The organism is Marinobacter sp. B-21 (genome assembly GCF_056857895.1).
Map to the genome: position 1 here is coordinate 147,419 of NZ_JBSXNZ010000070.1, position 15,772 is coordinate 163,190.

Below are 15,772 nucleotides of genomic sequence, written 5' to 3' on the forward strand. Positions count from 1 at the left end.
AAGTTGGTAGACGGGCACCCCGGTACCGGGATGCCCATTCACTTACCGGCAGGTCTTATTTAACGTCAAAACGGTCGGCGTTCATGACCTTGGTCCAGGCGGCAACAAAGTCCTTCACGAACTTCTCCTCGTTGTCGTCCTGGGCGTACAGCTCTGCGTAGGCACGCAGGATGGAGTTGGAACCGAACACAAGATCAACACGGGTCGCGGTGAATTTGGTATTGCCGTTCTTGCGATCCACAATGTTGTACGAGTTCTTGCCAGTGGGCTCCCAACGGTTGGCCATGTCGGTCAGATTCACGAAGAAGTCGTTGGTCAGCTGGCCAACGCGATCCGTGAATACGCCGTGCTTGGTGCCACCGTGGTTGGTGCCCAGCACCCGCATACCCCCGAGCAGAACGGTCATTTCAGGCGCGGTCAGGCCCATCAGCTGGGCGCGGTCCAGAAGCATTTCTTCCGGCTTGACCACGTAATCCTTCTTCTGCCAGTTACGGAAGCCGTCAGACAGCGGCTCCATGGGATCAAAGGATTCAGCATCCGTCATTTCGTCGGTGGCATCGCCACGGCCCTTCAGGAAAGGAACGTGAACCTCGTGGCCGGCGGCTTTTGCTGCCATCTCGATACCCAGGTTGCCGCCGAGCACGATGACATCAGCGACGCTGGCGCCGGTGTCCGCAGAGATTTTCTCGTAAACCTTCAGCACCCTGGCCAAGCGATCTGGCTCATTGCCTTCCCAGCCCTTTTGCGGAGCCAGGCGAATGCGCGCACCGTTGGCGCCACCGCGCATGTCCGAACCGCGGAACGTACGGGCGCTGTCCCACGCGGTGCAGACCAGCTCGTTCAGGCTCAGGCCGGCTTCGGCGATTTTCTCTTTGACCACTTCCTCAATGTAGTTGGTCTCGCCCTGGGGAACCGGATCCTGCCAGATCAGATCTTCGGTCGGTACGTCCGGGCCGATATAACGGGCTTTCGGGCCCATGTCCCGGTGAGTCAGCTTGAACCAGGCGCGGGCGAAGCAGTCCTTGAAGTATTCGGGATCTGCCATGAACTTTTCACAGATCGCACGGTACTTCGGGTCCACCTTCATGCCCATGTCCGCATCCGTCATCATCGGCTTGCGGCGCACAGAGGGATCGGTGGGATCAACCGGCATGTGCTCTTCTTTGATATCCACCGGTTCCCACTGGTTTACACCCGCCGGGCTCTTGGTCAACTGCCACTCGTAGCCGAACAGCAGATCGAAGTAGCCCATGTCAAACTTGGTGGGGTTTGTGGTCCAGGCGCCCTCAATGCCAGAGGTAACGGCATTGGTCGCCTTTCCCTGCAAGTTGGGGTTTATCCAGCCAAAGCCCTGGGTTTCCACGTCTGCACCTTCCGGCTCTGGCCCCAGGGCATCGGCGTCACCGTTACCATGGGCCTTGCCGACGGTGTGGCCGCCAGCCGTCAGCGCAGCGGTTTCTTCGTCATTCATCGCCATACGAGCAAAGGTCACACGTACCTGCTCAGCGGTTTTCTGCGGATCCGGCTGACCGTTGACCCCTTCCGGGTTCACGTAGATCAGTCCCATCTGGACTGCGGCCAGCGGGTTTTCCATGGTGTCGGGCTTTTCGACGTCTTCGTAACGGCTGTCGGACGGCGCCAGCCACTCTTTTTCAGCCCCCCAGTAAATGTCTTTCTCCGGGTGCCAGATGTCCTCACGGCCGTAGGAGAAACCGAATGTCTTAAAGCCAAAGGACTCGTAAGCAACGTTGCCGGCCAGGATAAACAGGTCAGCCCAGCTCACTTTGTTGCCGTACTTTTTCTTGAGCGGCCACAGCAGACGCCGGGCTTTATCGAGGTTACCGTTATCAGGCCAGGAGTTCAGTGGTGCAAATCGCTGGTTACCCGTACCTGCGCCGCCACGGCCATCGGCCAGTCGGTAGGTACCGGCAGCGTGCCACGCCATACGGATCATCAGGCCGCCATAGTGCCCCCAGTCAGCAGGCCACCATTCCTGGCTGTTGGTCATCAGCTCGTGCATGTCTTTTTCAAGCGCTTCGTAGTCGAGCTTTTTGACCTCGTCCCGATAATCGAATTCCTCACCGAGGGGATTCGTTTTGCGGTCGTGCTGATGAAGAATGTCAAGATTGAGGTTTTCAGGCCACCAACCGGCTACGTCGGCCTTCTCCTGCGTGTTCGAGCCATGCATTACGGGGCACTTTCCACCCGTACTGTTGTTGTCTGTCATTTCTCTCTCCTCATTGGGGTTGGCAAAACGACACTGCTTCGATTTCGGCACCTCTAACTATAGGACACAACAAACACTCTGCTCTGAGTATTTCTTATATCCGGGATAGCGTGTGCCTATAGGGTTTCCCGCAGACTCTGCGGGCTTCATTCCGGTTACTGGGCACAAGCATAATCGCTCGAGTAATCTGCCAGGATTCCGAGAAAATCCGGCCAGGCGATAGAATGACTGAGTGAAAACACATCTGACATGGACCTGCTCCTGCCTGACGAGAACAATCTCACCATAGCGTGAGGCAGAGCGCGCAATACAATTAATTAAAAATAAAATTGTGAAAGCTTTTGTTTATGGATGGTGTATTCGGCTGATCAAAGCCGTTCGATGGAGGAGAACTTGCCGGCATCGTCAAACACAATGCGGAAACTGCCGCGAATACCATCGCGAAGGTAGAAACGGAAAAGGATACGGGCCGGGAACCGGACAGAGCGTCCGTCCCGGGCCGTGGTGTGAACATCGGTGGCAACGCCCTGATAGAGTTTGATCCACTCATCAGGGCTGATGCTGATATCCACTATGATCTGCTGCATAGGCGCTTAGTTCGCCAGTTCCAGCAACAGACGGTTCAGGCGGGTTACGTAGGCCCCCGGGTCCTGGAGCTGCTCACCGCTGGCAAGGGTGGCTTGGTCAAGCAGTACCGCCGAGAGCTCGCTGAACCGCTCATCGCCCTTCTCGCTTTCCAGGCGCTGGACCAGCGGATGGTCCACGTTGATTTCAAAGATTGGCTTGCTGTCCGGCACTTTCTGGCCGGCGGCTTCCATGATCTTTTTCATCTGCGCGCCCATGTCGAAGTCACCCACAACCAGGCACGCCGGTGAGTCGGTCAGGCGGTTGGTAACACGCACTTCCTGAACCCGGTCGTTCAGGGCGTTCTTGATGCGCTCAAGCAGGTCCTTGTGCTCCTCGGCGGCCTCTTCCTTGTGCTTTTTGTCTTCCTCGGTTTCCACTTCGCCAAGGTCCAGGTCCCCCCGGGCCACGTCCTGGAACTGCTTGTCATCGTATTCGTTGAGGTAACCCATCATCCATTCGTCGATACGGTCAGACAGGATCAGTACCTCAATGCCCTTCTTGCGGAACACTTCAAGATGCGGGCTGCTCTTGGCGGCGGTGAAGTTGTCGGCAGTAATGTAGTAGAGCTTCTTCTGACCTTCCTTCATGCGGCCGATGTACTCATCCAGAGACACGTTCTGGGTGCTCTCGCCGGTATGGGTAGAGGCAAAACGCAGCAGGCCGGCAATTTTCTCGCGGTTGCTGAAATCCTCCGCCGGGCCTTCCTTGAGAACGGTGCCAAACTCGCCCCAGAACTTCTGGTACTGCTCCGGATCCTTCTTCGCCAGCTTGGACAGCATGTCCAGAACCCGCTTGGTGACCGCGGTACGGATGCTTTCCACCGTGCTGTCGTTCTGCAGGATCTCCCGGGACACGTTCAGGGACAGATCGTTGGAATCGATCACGCCCTTCGCAAAGCGCAGGTACAGGGGCAGGAACTGCTCGGCGTCGTCCATGATGAACACACGCTGCACGTACAGCTTCAGGCCACGGGGCGCTTCCCGGTTGTACAGGTCAAACGGCGCACGGGCCGGAATGTACAGCAGGCTGGTGTAGTCCAGCTTGCCTTCCACCTTGTTGTGGGACCAGGTCAGCGGGTCTTCGAAATCGTGGGCGATGTGCTTGTAGAACTCCTTGTACTCCTCGTCCTTGATCTCGGTACGCGGAAGGGTCCAGAGCGCCGTCGCATCGTTGACGGTCTCGTACTCGTCTTTCTTTTCGCCCTCGTCGGATTCGGCTTTCATCACCACCGGGAAGGAAATGTGATCCGAGTACTTCTTCACCAGACTGCGCAGTTTCCAGCCGTTGGCAAATTCCTTGGCGTCGGGTTTCAGGTGGAGGACGATCTGGGTGCCCCGGTTCTCCAGGTTCACCTGCTCAATGGAGAACTCACCGTCGCCTTTGGATTCCCAATGCACGCCCTCTTCGCCAGGCGCACCGGCACGACGGGTGAACACATCAACTTTGTCGGACACGATAAACGCTGAGTAGAAACCGACACCGAACTGACCGATCAGCTTGCTGTCCTTTTTCTCATCACCGGACAACTGCTGCAGGAATTCGGCCGTTCCGGAACGGGCAATGGTGCCGAGGTTCTGGATAACGTCGTCACGGGTCATACCGATGCCGTTGTCGGTCAGCGTGACGGTATTGGCCTCTTCATCGAAATCCAGACGAATCTTCAGCTCAGGATCGCTTTCATACAGGCCGTCATCCTTCAGCGCCGCGAAACGCAGTTTGTCTTCGGCATCCGAGGCGTTCGAAATCAGCTCGCGAAGAAAGATTTCCTTGTTGGAATACAGGGAATGGATCATCAAATGAAGCAGCTGCTTCACTTCGGTCTGAAAACCCAGGGTCTCTTTTTGCGTTTCAACCGTCATGGCGTTTGGCACTCCTGCTTTGTTTCAATCGGTGGAGCGGCGCGGGTAGGAAGGGCTTTCCAAAACACGCTGTGAATACTTCCCTGTACGCTCGGCTCCGCCATCCATGGCTCCGCACGGTTTTGGAAAGCCCTTCCTACCCGCGCCACCTGGCTATCGAGTTCGTGTTGAACAGGAATTGGGGGCACACCGGGGCATTTCAAGCCCCGGTGTATCGGCAAAGTCAGTCTTCGAGGAGGAAGTGGGCCCGGGCAGTTGCTATGGGTTGCGAACGGGATTTCTGCCAGGCGCTGACCATCACGTTGGCCACACGATTGCCCTGGCGGGTCAGGCGGCATTCGGCGTAGGTTTCGCGGTTGAGGCCCGCCCGGAGGTAATCCAGGGAGAAGTCGACGATGCGGGGCATGCGAAGGCTTTCCTGGGACATAATCAGGTAGATATTGGCGGCCATTTCCATAAAGCCACCAATCACACCGCCGTGGATGGCCGGCAGGATCGGGTTGCCGAGGTTGGAATCCTTGCAGGGCAGGCGGAAAATCAGGTCGTCTCCGAACCGCTCACAGTGCAGGCCGATCCAGGTGGCGTAGGGAATACTTTCAAGCATCCGGCTGAAGTCGCCGGTTTCCTGGGTATACCGGAGGATTTCCGGATCGGTCATTCTTCACCTCCTGTAATCAGGTCCCGGTAATGTCTGGGGCTGGCATCCTTTCCAATGCGCATGAAGGTGGCTACGCAGTTTGCAATCGTTTCACCCCCCTCCTGGTAAGCCTCACAGCGGGTAAAGATAATGTTACGGGTTACCCGGTAGGTTTTGGCCCGGGCATAAACCGGCTGGTGGGGCTGCGCCGGGCGCATGTAGTCCACCCGCAGGTCCAGCGTCGGGCAGAGTTCGAAGTCCTCCAGGGTGCACAGAATCACGCAACCTGAGGTTGTATCCATCAATGTCGTTATGGCACCGCCATGAATCACGCCCGTGTCCGGATTTCCGATGATCCGGTCACTGTAGGGCAGGCACAGTGTCAGGTTGCCTTTTTTGGCCCTGGTAACCGTGAGGCCGAGCTCCTTGGCCTGGTTGAGCGTATCGATAAAACGGGTAACCCGCTTCCGTCGGATGTCATCGTTCATTCAGGTTCAACCTGTCGGTCAGCTTTTGGGTTTGGGGCTGTTCTCGGCCTTGCCGGGGACCGGTTCATCGAACACCTTCCCGGCCCGCAGGGCTTCAAGGGCATTGGAACAGAATTCCCGGCGGTAAAGTACGATAACCACCAGCGTCGAGGCGGCCATGAAAACGAGCGGGTGGATAAACCAGCCAACCACAGCCAATGCATAATAGTAGGAGCGCAGGCCAAGGTTGAAGGCGTCCCCAGCCAGATTACAGACGTTGCCGGCACTCCGGGCGAAGGCTTCGCGGCCCGCCGGGCTGGTTTTGGTGTCGTCCGGCGGCGGCGCACTGCCGACCATCACCGACACAAAGTTGTACATTCGCATCGACCAGGTGAATTTGAAAAAAGCGTAAATAAAGACGACGAGCAGCACCACCATGCGCAGCTCCCAGATTTCGCGAGTTGGCAGTTTGCCGAATGGCATGGTGCTGAACACTTCCATGACTTCCTGGGTATAACCCAGGGCAGTGATAATACCGGCCAGAATCAACAGGCAGCTGGAGGCGAAAAAGGCGCCATTGCGTTCGAGATTGCCAACCACGGAAGCATCGGCAATGCGGTTCTCCCGCCGCAGCATGACCCGCATCCAGTCTTCCCGGTACATATCGAGGGTGTTGGACAGGCAGGGGCGATCAGCAGCCCGACGCTTGGAGTATTCGGTGTAGCCAAGCCAGCAAGTCAGGAACCAGAGCAATGCAATCAGTTCGAGCAAATTACCCATTGGCGGCCTTAGAGTGAAAAGTGCGAAACGGCGCGGGAACAGAAGCTTATGATACGCCAAGGACCTGCTTGCCACCACCGCTGAGACATGCCGGGTAATCCAACTCCAGGCAAAGTTGTGCTATAAACAGGCCATTCAGGATTCGGGCACCCGACGCAATCCGTGCCCGTCATTGCATCATTAATAGGGAGTTCACTGTGAACCTGTCCGCTATAAAAATCAGCCTATTCACAATTGCCCTGACTTTCACACTGGGCGGTTGTTCGGTCAACCCGGTTACCGGAGAAAAGCAGCTTTCGCTGATCGGAGAGAACCAGGAACTCGCCATGGGCGCGGAGCAATACGTGCCCACCCAGCAAATCCAGGGCGGCCAGTTTTACATTGATCCCGAGCTGACACTGTATGTGCGGGAAGTCGGCCAGAAAATGGCGGCGGTAAGCGATCGTCCGGATCTGCCCTATGAGTTCGTGGTTCTTAACAGCAGCGTTCCCAACGCCTGGGCCCTGCCCGGTGGAAAGATTGCCATCAACCGAGGCCTGCTGACAGAGCTCGGCGACGAGGCCCAGCTGGCGTCGGTCCTGGGCCATGAGATTGTTCACGCGGCGGCGAGGCACAGTGTCCAGCGAATGCAGCAGGGCATGTTAATCAGCGCAGGTGTTGCCGGCCTTGGTTTTGCACTCTCGGATAACGAGTGGGCCGGTCTGATTATGGGTGGCGCTGCGCTGGGCACCCAGCTTGCATTGGCGCAATACAGCCAGGGCGATGAACTGGAATCCGATCACTACGGCATTCTCTATATGAAAGAAGCGGGCTACGATCCGGCCGCCGCGGTTGAACTCCAGGAAATCTTCCTGAAATTGTCGGAAGGCAGGCAGTCCGGTTTTATCGACGGCCTGTTCGCCACTCACCCGCCCTCTGCGAAACGGGTGGAGGAAAACCGGCAACTCGCCCGGAAAATCGGGACTGGCGGCTACCGTGGCAAGGATGTTTACGACCGCAGAATGGCCAAACTTCGCTCACTGCAACCTGCCTATGATGCCCACGACAAAGCCATGGAACTGGCTTCCAAGGGCGAGATGAAAGCGGCTCTGGACAAGGTGAATGAAGCCATTCGCCTGCTGCCACGGGAAGCGATGTTTTACGCCCTGCGCGGCCGCATTTATCAGGAGCAGAAACAGGATGACAAAGCGAGTACCGATTTCGAGAAGGCGGTGGAACTCTACCCCGAGATGTTCAAGTATCGCCTTTACAACGGCCTGAACGCCCTGAGGCTCAACAATCTGGACAAGGCCCGGGAGAACCTCACGAAAGCCAATGAGACGGTCCCCACATCCATTGCCTTCCTGCGCCTGGGCGATGTTGCCGTTAAACAGAACAACCGTAATGAGGCAATCGCCTACTACAGCAAGGCCGCTGAAGCCGGCGGTGATGTTGCCGAAGAGGCCAAACGGAAACTGGCTGCGTTGACTCAGTAATTTCCTGTCAGATCAACTCCTTGAAAAGGCCGGAGTCCAGCGGGATTCCGGCCTTTTTGGTTTCACCGAAGGCTGGTTGCCGGTGCGACGCGCATCTTCTGTCATCGTCTCCATTGACTTTTAGAGCAATAACTCTAAAAATCACATGACATCAACAACGATTGGATGACGGACATGTTAGCGAAACGTATCCAGCCCATGGTTTTCCAGGCGCGCCGCTTGTATGTGGAACTGATGTTCCAGGTGATGGGGCGGGCCCTGCAGGCGGTGAGCGAGGTGGATGAGAACGTCCAGAATGAAACACGGGCCCTGCCCGACGGCTTTCTGTTTGAAATGATGGTGATGCCCAATGGCTCCCGGCTGATTGTGGAGCATACCGGCCAGGGGCGATTCCGCTACCATGGTAACACCGCCCCCCGTCCGGTGGACCTGTCGATTCAGTTCAAGCACATAGCCCATGCCTTTCTGGTGCTGTCCTTCCAGGAGAAAACGTCGGTGGCGTTCGCCAATGACCGCATGCTGGTAGACGGCGACATCAGCCACGCCGTGCGGATGACCCGGGTTCTCAATCGCCTGGAATCCTTCATCCTGCCAAAACTGGTTGCCCGGCGTGCCGTCAAGGAATACCCGGCGGACCTGCACCTGCCGGAAAAACTGATCAGTGCCGCACGTATTTACCTGAAAGTCGCCACCAATTTCATCGAGACAGCGAGAGCATAATGACCAACAAATACTATGAGTTCTTCTGCCCGGTAAAAGTGATTGCCGGCAAGGCCGCCCTCGAGCACATTCCTTATGAGCTGACTGGCATGGCCGCCAAACGACCAATGATTGTCACTGACAAGGGCGTGCGCGCCGCAGGCCTGCTGGAGCCGGTGATTGCCGCCTGCGAGGAAAGCGGGCTGGAAATCACCGCCATCTACGATGACGTGCCACCGGATTCCTCCACCACCGTGGTGCGCGATATTGCCGGTATTTACCGCCAGGAAAAATGCGACTCCATCATCGCTGTCGGGGGTGGTTCGGCCATAGATACTGGCAAGGCGGTCAACATCCTGGTGTCCGAGGGTGGTGACGACATTGCCAGGTACAGCGGCGCTGGCGTGCTCAAACATCCCCTGAAACCGTTTCTGGTGGTTCCGACCACCGCCGGCACTGGCTCCGAAGTAACCTCGGTGGCGGTGATTACCGACGAGGGCAAGGGCGTAAAGCTCCCGTTTACCTCCTCGTTCCTGCTGCCCAATGCCGCGATCATTGATCCGCGCATGACCCTCACCCTGCCGCCGCATATCACGGCGGCAACGGCGATGGATGCCATGACCCATGCAACGGAAGCCTTTACCTGCATGGCCAAGAATCCGCTGAGCGATGCCTACGCTACGGCGGCAATCAAGAAGGTCAGCAATTCCCTTCTGAAGGTCATGGACAACCCAAAAGACAGTGACGGCCGGCTGGAACTGGCCCAGGCTTCCACCATGGCAGGCATTGCCTTCTCTAACTCAATGGTGGGCCTGGTGCATGCTCTCGGACATGCAACCGGTGCCATCTGCCACCTGCCCCATGGGTTGTGTATGAGCCTGTACCTGCCTTACGTGCTCGAGTACAACCTCGAAACGATCCGGGAGCCCCTGGGCGAGTTGCTGCTATACCTGGAAGGACCGGAAGTCTACGCCGCTACCCCGGCAAGCCGCCGGGCCGAGGCCAGTATTTCCGCAATCCGGAAATTACGGGATGCTCTGTACAAACGGTGTCAGCTGCCGCGCACGCTGAAAGAAACCGGCAAGGTGACGGAAGCGCAGCTGGACGCTATCGCGGAGATGGCACTGGATGACGGTTCCATCATGTTCAACCCGAAGGAAGTCAGTCTTGAAGATGCCCGCGCCGTACTGCGTCGCGCCTGGGCCTGACCATTGCTGTTTATTCGTTAAACGGGGCCGTTCATCGGCCCCCTTCCTCCGGTTGTCTGAACATAGATTTCAAGTCATTGAAATTGGCCAACAAAGGAGTGACAATCCCTGCTACTGGCAGGAATCTTAGCCGGGTTCGTTTTTCCACCTACAGTTCTTTCCGTAGAGAGCCCCTCCGCATGAAATACCGACGCTCCTGCCGTCTCCCCACTGTTCTCAGCGCCCTGCTCCTCACGCTGGCGCCCCTTATATTCAGTGCCGCCGACGCCCGGGAACAGAAAGTCTTCCACCTGAACATTTCGCCCAATGGCTACCCGCCGTACCTGATTGTGGATCAGGGCGCGCCCTCGGGAATCATCTGGGATGTGGTTTCCCTGATTACTCAGCGGCTTGGTTACAGCGTGGTTGCCGAGCAGATTCCCCGGAAGCGAGTCGACGAGATGCTGCTTGGCGGGCACATCGACTGCACGCCAAGGGCCAGGGAGTGGACAGACGATCCCGACAACTTCGTGTTTACCGACCCGATTGTGACCATCGAGGAAGTGTTTTTCTTTCCGAAGCGCTCCGAGTTTGTCTATGAGACTCCGGAAGATCTTTTTTCCAGAACCGTCGTCACCCATCTGGGGTATCTCTACCCACAGCTGGAGCCCTATTTCTCTGAAGGCAAGATTCGCCGCTTCGATGTCTCCCGGCACCGTGATATGTTCACTTTCGTGCTTCACGGCGACCGGTTTGACGTCGCCGTCGCAGACAGGCTGGTCGGCAAATGGATCTTGCGTAACGAAGGCTTGCAGGACCAGTTCTCAACGTCCCGCAAGGGCATCAGAGAGTACGGACTCCGGCTGATGCTCCGGCCGGAATGGCAGTCCTTTGCCAATGAGTTCAATACTGAACTCGCCCGCATCCGGGCAAGCGGCGAACTGGATGCCATCCTGGCCAATTACCGTTAACCCTCCGGTCCCGCCCGGAGTTTATTCCAGGCGTCTCAGCAAGAGCATCGGCGACACGCTCAACACCGGCCGCAATTGCCATCGGCCAAACAGCGCCAATACAACCGCGCTGATCAGAGGGATCGACAAGACCACACGCCAGTGCCATTGGAAGGCTCCTTCAAACATCTGGAACTGAAGTGCCCAGACGGCAGCCTCGGCCGCAACCACCCCCAGAATCCCGGCGAAACCGCCTAGCAAGGCAAACTCGAGCATGGTGCTGCGCACCAGCAGGCTCTGCCGGCCGCCCAGGGTTCTCAGCAGGGCGCCCTCCCGCTGCCGGTCACGGAGCGTGGCGCTGACCACAGCGGCCATCACCACCAGTGCGGCGGCAAGAATAAGCGCCAGAATCGCTTCAATGGCCTGGGTAACCTGCCGGACGATCTCCTGAATCCGGTCGATGATGTGGTCAATCTCCAGTACGGACACCGTCGGGAATCTTCGGGAGAATGCATTCAGGGCATCTTTTTTGTCCATGGGCAGATAGAAACTGGTGATCCAGGTTGCTGGCATATCCGACAGACCGCCGCCAGGCGGAAAAGCCATGTAGAAGTTGGGCTTCATGCTGTCCCATTGAACGGTGCGAATACTGGTCACGGTTTCGGTGACTTTTTCGGAGCCGATGGTAAACGTCAGCGCATCACCCAGAACGAGACCCAGCTTTCCCGCCAGTTCGGACTCCACAGAAACCCCGCCTTTCTGCCCCTGCCGGAACCAGCTGCCCTCCACAATCCGGTTATCGTCTGGCAGTTCCGACATCCAGGTGAGGTTCAGCTCTCGGTTGAGGGCACCAATACGCTCATCCTTGCTGACCACCTCCTTCACCGGCTGGCCATTGAGCCCGGTCAGACGGCCGCGAACCATGGGATAAAGTTTATCCAGTGGCTGACCACGCTCCTGCCAGAAGGCGTCGATTTCATCGACCGTATCGGGCGCAATATTGATCAGGAAGTGATTGGGCGCGTTGTCGGGCAGTTGTGCCTGCCAGTCCGCCAGCAACGATGTCCGCACCAGAATCAGCGTGGCTGCCAGCATAAGGGTCATCGCAAAGACCGCAATCTGGGACAGGCTGGCTTTGCGGTGTCGGTAAAGACCGACAAGAGCCAGGCGCCAGGAATTGCTGCCACCACGGACCCGGTGAAGGGTCGCAACCAGCAGCCAGCCGGCCAACCCGAGCGCTCCCAGCAACAATGCGAGACCACCGAGCAGAGACACCACCAACGCCAGTTCACCGGCGTACACCCACACCAGGCCGAACACCGCCACGATGGCGATAACCAGATCCGGCAGCGCTTCACGGCCGGTTTCCCCGGGCTGACTACGCAACACCCGCATGGCCGGTACGTTTCGGAGCCGGCGCACCGGAGGGTAGGCAAAGGCGAACAGGGAGACCAGTGCAGTGAGCAAGGCGGGCACCAGAGCTGAGGGGTCAAGCTGAAAACCCACCGGGCGCTCCAGCACCTCGCTCAGCATACGGGTCAGCAGCCAATACAGCGGAAGTGCAACCAAAAGGCCGCCGACAATCCCGGCCACCCCCCAGAGCGCCAGCCGCCGGAGATACAGGCCTCCGATACCGGCACCACTCAGGCCAAGAGTCTTGAGCAGGGCCACGGTGTCACGCTGGGATAACGCGTATTGCCGGCTCGCCACTGCAACAGCCACGGCGGCGAGCAGCACGGCCAGGCTGCCACCGAGCAACAGGAAACGTTCTGCGCGCTCCAGCGACTGGGAGAAGGTTTCGCCGTCACGTACACTCTCCCATTCATGGCTGGGCTCAAGCCGGGGCTGAAGCCATTGGTAATAGGCGTCGAGAGAGGCCTCTTCGCCGGCAAACAGATACACAAACTCAACCCGGCTACCTTCCTGAACAACGCCGGTAGAGGACACATCGTCGACATGCATCATGACCCGGGGGGCCAGGGCTGAAAGACGGAAACCGCCGTCCGGCTCGCGAATCAGCAGGCCAGATACAGTCAGGCTTCGGCTTCCCACTTCCAGACTGTCACCGATTTCCAGTTCCAGGAGACGCAACAGGCGAGGATTGATCCATACTTCACCTGGCGCCGGGCCCTGTTTTACCCGCTCCCTCGGCCCCTCAGGGTTCTGCTGGATCTCAATATCGCCTCTCAGGGGGTACTCGTTACTCACCGCCTTGACGGACACCAGCTGGAAGTTGTCAGCACCGAACACCATGGTCGAGAACTCCACCATGCGACCGGTTTCAAGGCCACGCTCCGTTGCCTGCTCCAGCCAGGATTCCGGAATCGGACGGCCGTTTTCAGCTTCGAGCTGACGGTCGGCGGCCAGAAAGGAACTGGCCGAGGTCACCAGGGTGCGCTGCAGCTGGCTGGCAAAAAGGGCAATGGTGGCAACCGTGGCAACCGCAATGATCAGTGCCGCCAAAACAACGCGCACATCCCGCTCCCGCCAGTCCCGGCGGACAGACATCAGTTTTTTTGCAGCGGCCATCAGTGCGCCATCTCCTGCGCCGCTTCAGGTTCGGTAAGGACGCCGGCTTCGATATGCAGCTGCCGGCTGCAGCGAGCCGCCAGGTGCTCATCGTGGGTTACCATCACCAGTGTGGTGCCCTGCTCCCGGTTCAGCGCCATCAGCAGGTCGGAGACCGCCTGGCCGGTGCGGTTATCCAGGTTGCCCGTGGGCTCATCGGCAAACAGGATCAGGGGGTCCGAGGCGAACGCCCGGGCAATCGCCACCCGCTGTTGCTCACCGCCGGAGAGCTGCCTTGGTGTGTGGGTCAGGCGCTCGCCCAGCCCTACCCGTTCCAGGAGCTCCCGCGCCCGCTTCTCCGGCGCTTCCATTCCGGCCAACTCCAGTGGCAGCATAACGTTCTCAAGCGCCGTCAGAGCTGGCAGCAGTTGAAATGACTGAAACACAAATCCAACCCGGTGGGCGCGGAGTTTCGCCCGCTCGTCCTCGCTGAGCTTACTGATCACCGATCCGTCCAGCTCAACCGTTCCGTCGCTTGGTGTATCAAGACCCGCCAGTAGTCCCAGCAACGTGGTCTTGCCGGAACCGGAGCGACCGATAATGGCTACGGACTCTCCCCGATTGATTTCCAGACTGACCCCCTGCAGGATCGTTAGCGTATCGGTTTCGAGGCTGACGCGATGAGTCAGGTTTTCCACCCGTAACATGGGGCTCTGGCTTTCCGGGTTAACATTGGTCATCTGATTCACGGAATCTCCCGATCCTGGGTCCTGAAAACGGAATAAGGTGTATTAACTTTCTATGCATACGGCATCGGCGTACGTCAGATCAATTCTTTTTCTCGCGGTTGCCCTGCTGGCCCTGCCGGCAATGGCCAGCCAGAACACACTGCTTATTGTCGGTGACAGCCTCAGCGCAGCCTATGGCGTACCCTCCGAGACTGCCTGGGTGCAGTTACTGCGCAACCGTCTGCAGAGCAACGGGCTGGCCGGCTGGGAAGTGGTCAATGCCAGCATCAGCGGGGAAACCACCGATGGCGGTGCTCGCCGGCTGCCAGAACTGATAGCGGAAAACGACCCCGAGGTTGTGATTATCGAACTTGGCGGCAACGATGGCCTTCGCGGCTTCCCTCCCAACGTCATCGAATCCAATCTCGCCTCCATGATCGAACAGGTTCAGGACTCCGGCGCCCGCGCCGTGCTTGTCGGCATGCAGATACCACCGAATTACGGACAACGCTACACGGAAATGTTTGCCGAAATATACCCGAAGCTGTCAGACCGCTATAACACCGATCTGGTTCCCTTCTTTCTTGATGGCATCTACAACGAGGATGGACTGATGCAGGATGACGGCATCCACCCAACCGAAGAAGCCCAGGCCAGGCTGCTGGAAAATGTCTGGCCGGTAATCGGGCCGATTCTGGAGTGATGCAGGTTCACGCTAATGCCTGAAGGAATGCCAGAGCCCGACGTTCTGACCAGTAGAAACCATCACGGCCATGCTCAACGAAGCCAACATGCCCGCCCCAGCGCGGGGACTCCAGCCGAACGTGCGCACCCAGCACGCTGCGGGATTCCGGAAAGCACTGCGCGGAGAGGAAGGGATCATCCGCCGCATTCACCATCAGTGCCGGAACGCGGATATCCCTTAGCCTCCCGAGCGCCGAACACTGGGCCCAGTAGTCCTGGGCATCCCGGAACCCGTGCAACGGGGCCGTGTAGCGGTCATCGAATTGGTGAAAACTACGGATCGAATCAAAACCGGAAACATCAATCAGATCCGGGAATTTTTCTGCTTTTTCCTGAATCTTGACCTTAAGATCCCGAAGAAATCGCTGCATGTAGATCTTCCGGCTGGGCAGTGCCAGCATGTCCGCGCTGCCTGCGAGGTCACAGGGCACGGAATAAGCAACAGCGCCGCAGATTCTGCTGTCTACCTGCTCGCCCTTTTCGCCGAGATAGAGCAACGTCAGGTTACCGCCCATGCTGAAACCAGACATAAACAATGCCTCGTAAGAGTCAGCCAACCCCCGATTAATCACCAAACTCAGATCCTCAGTGGCGCCGCTGTGATAGAACCGTGGCTGGTGGTTCATCACGCCGCCGCAAGAGCGGAAATTCCAGGCCAGGACGTCCCATCCCTCACGCAGCAGAGCCCTGGTCAGGCCCAGAACGTAAGGCCGACGGCTATGCCCCTCCAGGCCATGGGAGACAATCGCCAGGCGGCTACTCCCCTGGCGGTACCAGTCAAGGTGCAGCTCATCATGGTCTGGCGTGGACAGTATTTCGGGCTCTGGATCCATTATCGGCACCCGACGAAACAGCGTGGGCCAGACAGACTGAACATGGCCATT

Annotated in this window: 14 protein-coding genes; 5 read left to right on the plus strand and 9 right to left on the minus strand. The window is 58.1% G+C overall.

Going from position 1 to position 15,772, the window contains the following annotated elements:
- Positions 1-55 precede the first annotated feature (55 nt).
- The 6 genes from katG to AC13C0_RS09910 form a co-directional block, all read right to left on the minus strand.
- A complete protein-coding gene (gene katG, locus AC13C0_RS09885; RefSeq protein WP_482954321.1) occupies positions 56-2,227 on the minus strand; it encodes a catalase/peroxidase HPI in 2,172 nt (723 codons plus the stop codon).
- A 368-nt stretch (positions 2,228-2,595) separates the two neighbouring features.
- On the minus strand, positions 2,596-2,814 hold the full coding sequence (locus AC13C0_RS09890; protein WP_482954322.1) for a DUF2835 domain-containing protein: 219 nt from the start codon (positions 2,812-2,814) through the stop codon (positions 2,596-2,598).
- A 6-nt stretch (positions 2,815-2,820) separates the two neighbouring features.
- Complete coding sequence (gene htpG, locus AC13C0_RS09895) at positions 2,821-4,713, minus strand: molecular chaperone HtpG (RefSeq protein WP_341581801.1); 1,893 nt, start codon at positions 4,711-4,713, stop codon at positions 2,821-2,823.
- Between the two features lie 223 nt (positions 4,714-4,936).
- The gene (locus tag AC13C0_RS09900; RefSeq protein WP_117616863.1) at positions 4,937-5,371 is read right to left on the minus strand and encodes a PaaI family thioesterase; all 435 of its coding nucleotides are present in this window, start codon (positions 5,369-5,371) and stop codon (positions 4,937-4,939) included.
- Complete coding sequence (locus AC13C0_RS09905; protein ID WP_482954323.1) at positions 5,368-5,838, minus strand: PaaI family thioesterase; 471 nt, start codon at positions 5,836-5,838, stop codon at positions 5,368-5,370. The genes AC13C0_RS09900 and AC13C0_RS09905 overlap by 4 nt, the downstream gene beginning before the upstream one ends.
- An 18-nt stretch (positions 5,839-5,856) precedes the next feature.
- Complete coding sequence (locus AC13C0_RS09910) at positions 5,857-6,597, minus strand: DUF599 domain-containing protein (RefSeq protein WP_117616861.1); 741 nt, start codon at positions 6,595-6,597, stop codon at positions 5,857-5,859.
- A 197-nt stretch (positions 6,598-6,794) separates the two neighbouring features.
- On the opposite strand from AC13C0_RS09910, the gene AC13C0_RS09915 reads away from it, so the two are divergent.
- The 4 genes from AC13C0_RS09915 (at position 6,795) to AC13C0_RS09930 (ending at position 10,929) form a co-directional block, all read left to right on the plus strand.
- Positions 6,795-8,072, plus strand: coding sequence for a M48 family metalloprotease (locus AC13C0_RS09915; protein ID WP_341581796.1), 1,278 nt, complete (start codon positions 6,795-6,797; stop codon positions 8,070-8,072).
- Between the two features lie 174 nt (positions 8,073-8,246).
- The gene (locus tag AC13C0_RS09920) at positions 8,247-8,792 is read left to right on the plus strand and encodes a hypothetical protein (protein ID WP_482954324.1); all 546 of its coding nucleotides are present in this window, start codon (positions 8,247-8,249) and stop codon (positions 8,790-8,792) included.
- On the plus strand, positions 8,792-9,979 hold the full coding sequence (locus AC13C0_RS09925; protein ID WP_117616859.1) for an iron-containing alcohol dehydrogenase: 1,188 nt from the start codon (positions 8,792-8,794) through the stop codon (positions 9,977-9,979). The genes AC13C0_RS09920 and AC13C0_RS09925 overlap by 1 nt, the downstream gene beginning before the upstream one ends.
- A gap of 179 nt (positions 9,980-10,158) precedes the next feature.
- Positions 10,159-10,929 (plus strand): substrate-binding periplasmic protein, encoded by a 771-nt coding sequence (locus AC13C0_RS09930; protein WP_117616858.1) that lies wholly within the window; start codon positions 10,159-10,161, stop codon positions 10,927-10,929.
- Positions 10,930-10,950: 21 nt separating this feature from the next.
- Here the strand turns inward: AC13C0_RS09930 and AC13C0_RS09935 are convergent, their stop codons facing one another.
- Complete coding sequence (locus AC13C0_RS09935; protein WP_117616857.1) at positions 10,951-13,437, minus strand: ABC transporter permease; 2,487 nt, start codon at positions 13,435-13,437, stop codon at positions 10,951-10,953.
- Positions 13,437-14,156: an ABC transporter ATP-binding protein gene (locus AC13C0_RS09940; protein ID WP_117616856.1), complete on the minus strand. Its 720-nt coding sequence runs from the start codon at positions 14,154-14,156 to the stop codon at positions 13,437-13,439. Before AC13C0_RS09940 ends, AC13C0_RS09935 begins: the two co-directional genes overlap by 1 nt.
- A gap of 61 nt (positions 14,157-14,217) precedes the next feature.
- On the opposite strand from AC13C0_RS09940, the gene AC13C0_RS09945 reads away from it, so the two are divergent.
- The gene (locus tag AC13C0_RS09945; protein ID WP_117616855.1) at positions 14,218-14,847 is read left to right on the plus strand and encodes an arylesterase; all 630 of its coding nucleotides are present in this window, start codon (positions 14,218-14,220) and stop codon (positions 14,845-14,847) included.
- Positions 14,848-14,854: 7 nt separating this feature from the next.
- Here the strand turns inward: AC13C0_RS09945 and AC13C0_RS09950 are convergent, their stop codons facing one another.
- Positions 14,855-15,721 (minus strand): YheT family hydrolase, encoded by an 867-nt coding sequence (locus AC13C0_RS09950; protein WP_341581788.1) that lies wholly within the window; start codon positions 15,719-15,721, stop codon positions 14,855-14,857.
- Between the last annotated feature and the right edge of the window lie 51 nt (positions 15,722-15,772).

Bases quoted from the DNA above. Each gene is read 5' to 3' on its own strand.
- AC13C0_RS09905 (WP_482954323.1), bottom strand. From the start codon at position 5,838: ATGAACGATGACATCCGACGGAAGCGGGTTACCCGTTTTATCGATACG.
- AC13C0_RS09930 (WP_117616858.1), top strand. From the start codon at position 10,159: ATGAAATACCGACGCTCCTGCCGTCTCCCCACTGTTCTCAGCGCCCTG.
- AC13C0_RS09900 (WP_117616863.1), bottom strand. From the start codon at position 5,371: ATGACCGATCCGGAAATCCTCCGGTATACCCAGGAAACCGGCGACTTC.
- AC13C0_RS09920 (WP_482954324.1), top strand. From the start codon at position 8,247: ATGTTAGCGAAACGTATCCAGCCCATGGTTTTCCAGGCGCGCCGCTTG.
- AC13C0_RS09950 (WP_341581788.1), bottom strand. From the start codon at position 15,721: ATGGATCCAGAGCCCGAAATACTGTCCACGCCAGACCATGATGAGCTG.
- AC13C0_RS09935 (WP_117616857.1), bottom strand. From the start codon at position 13,437: ATGGCCGCTGCAAAAAAACTGATGTCTGTCCGCCGGGACTGGCGGGAG.
- AC13C0_RS09940 (WP_117616856.1), bottom strand. From the start codon at position 14,156: ATGACCAATGTTAACCCGGAAAGCCAGAGCCCCATGTTACGGGTGGAA.
- AC13C0_RS09945 (WP_117616855.1), top strand. From the start codon at position 14,218: ATGCATACGGCATCGGCGTACGTCAGATCAATTCTTTTTCTCGCGGTT.
- AC13C0_RS09890 (WP_482954322.1), bottom strand. From the start codon at position 2,814: ATGCAGCAGATCATAGTGGATATCAGCATCAGCCCTGATGAGTGGATC.
- AC13C0_RS09910 (WP_117616861.1), bottom strand. From the start codon at position 6,597: ATGGGTAATTTGCTCGAACTGATTGCATTGCTCTGGTTCCTGACTTGC.
- htpG (WP_341581801.1), bottom strand. From the start codon at position 4,713: ATGACGGTTGAAACGCAAAAAGAGACCCTGGGTTTTCAGACCGAAGTG.
- katG (WP_482954321.1), bottom strand. From the start codon at position 2,227: ATGACAGACAACAACAGTACGGGTGGAAAGTGCCCCGTAATGCATGGC.
- AC13C0_RS09925 (WP_117616859.1), top strand. From the start codon at position 8,792: ATGACCAACAAATACTATGAGTTCTTCTGCCCGGTAAAAGTGATTGCC.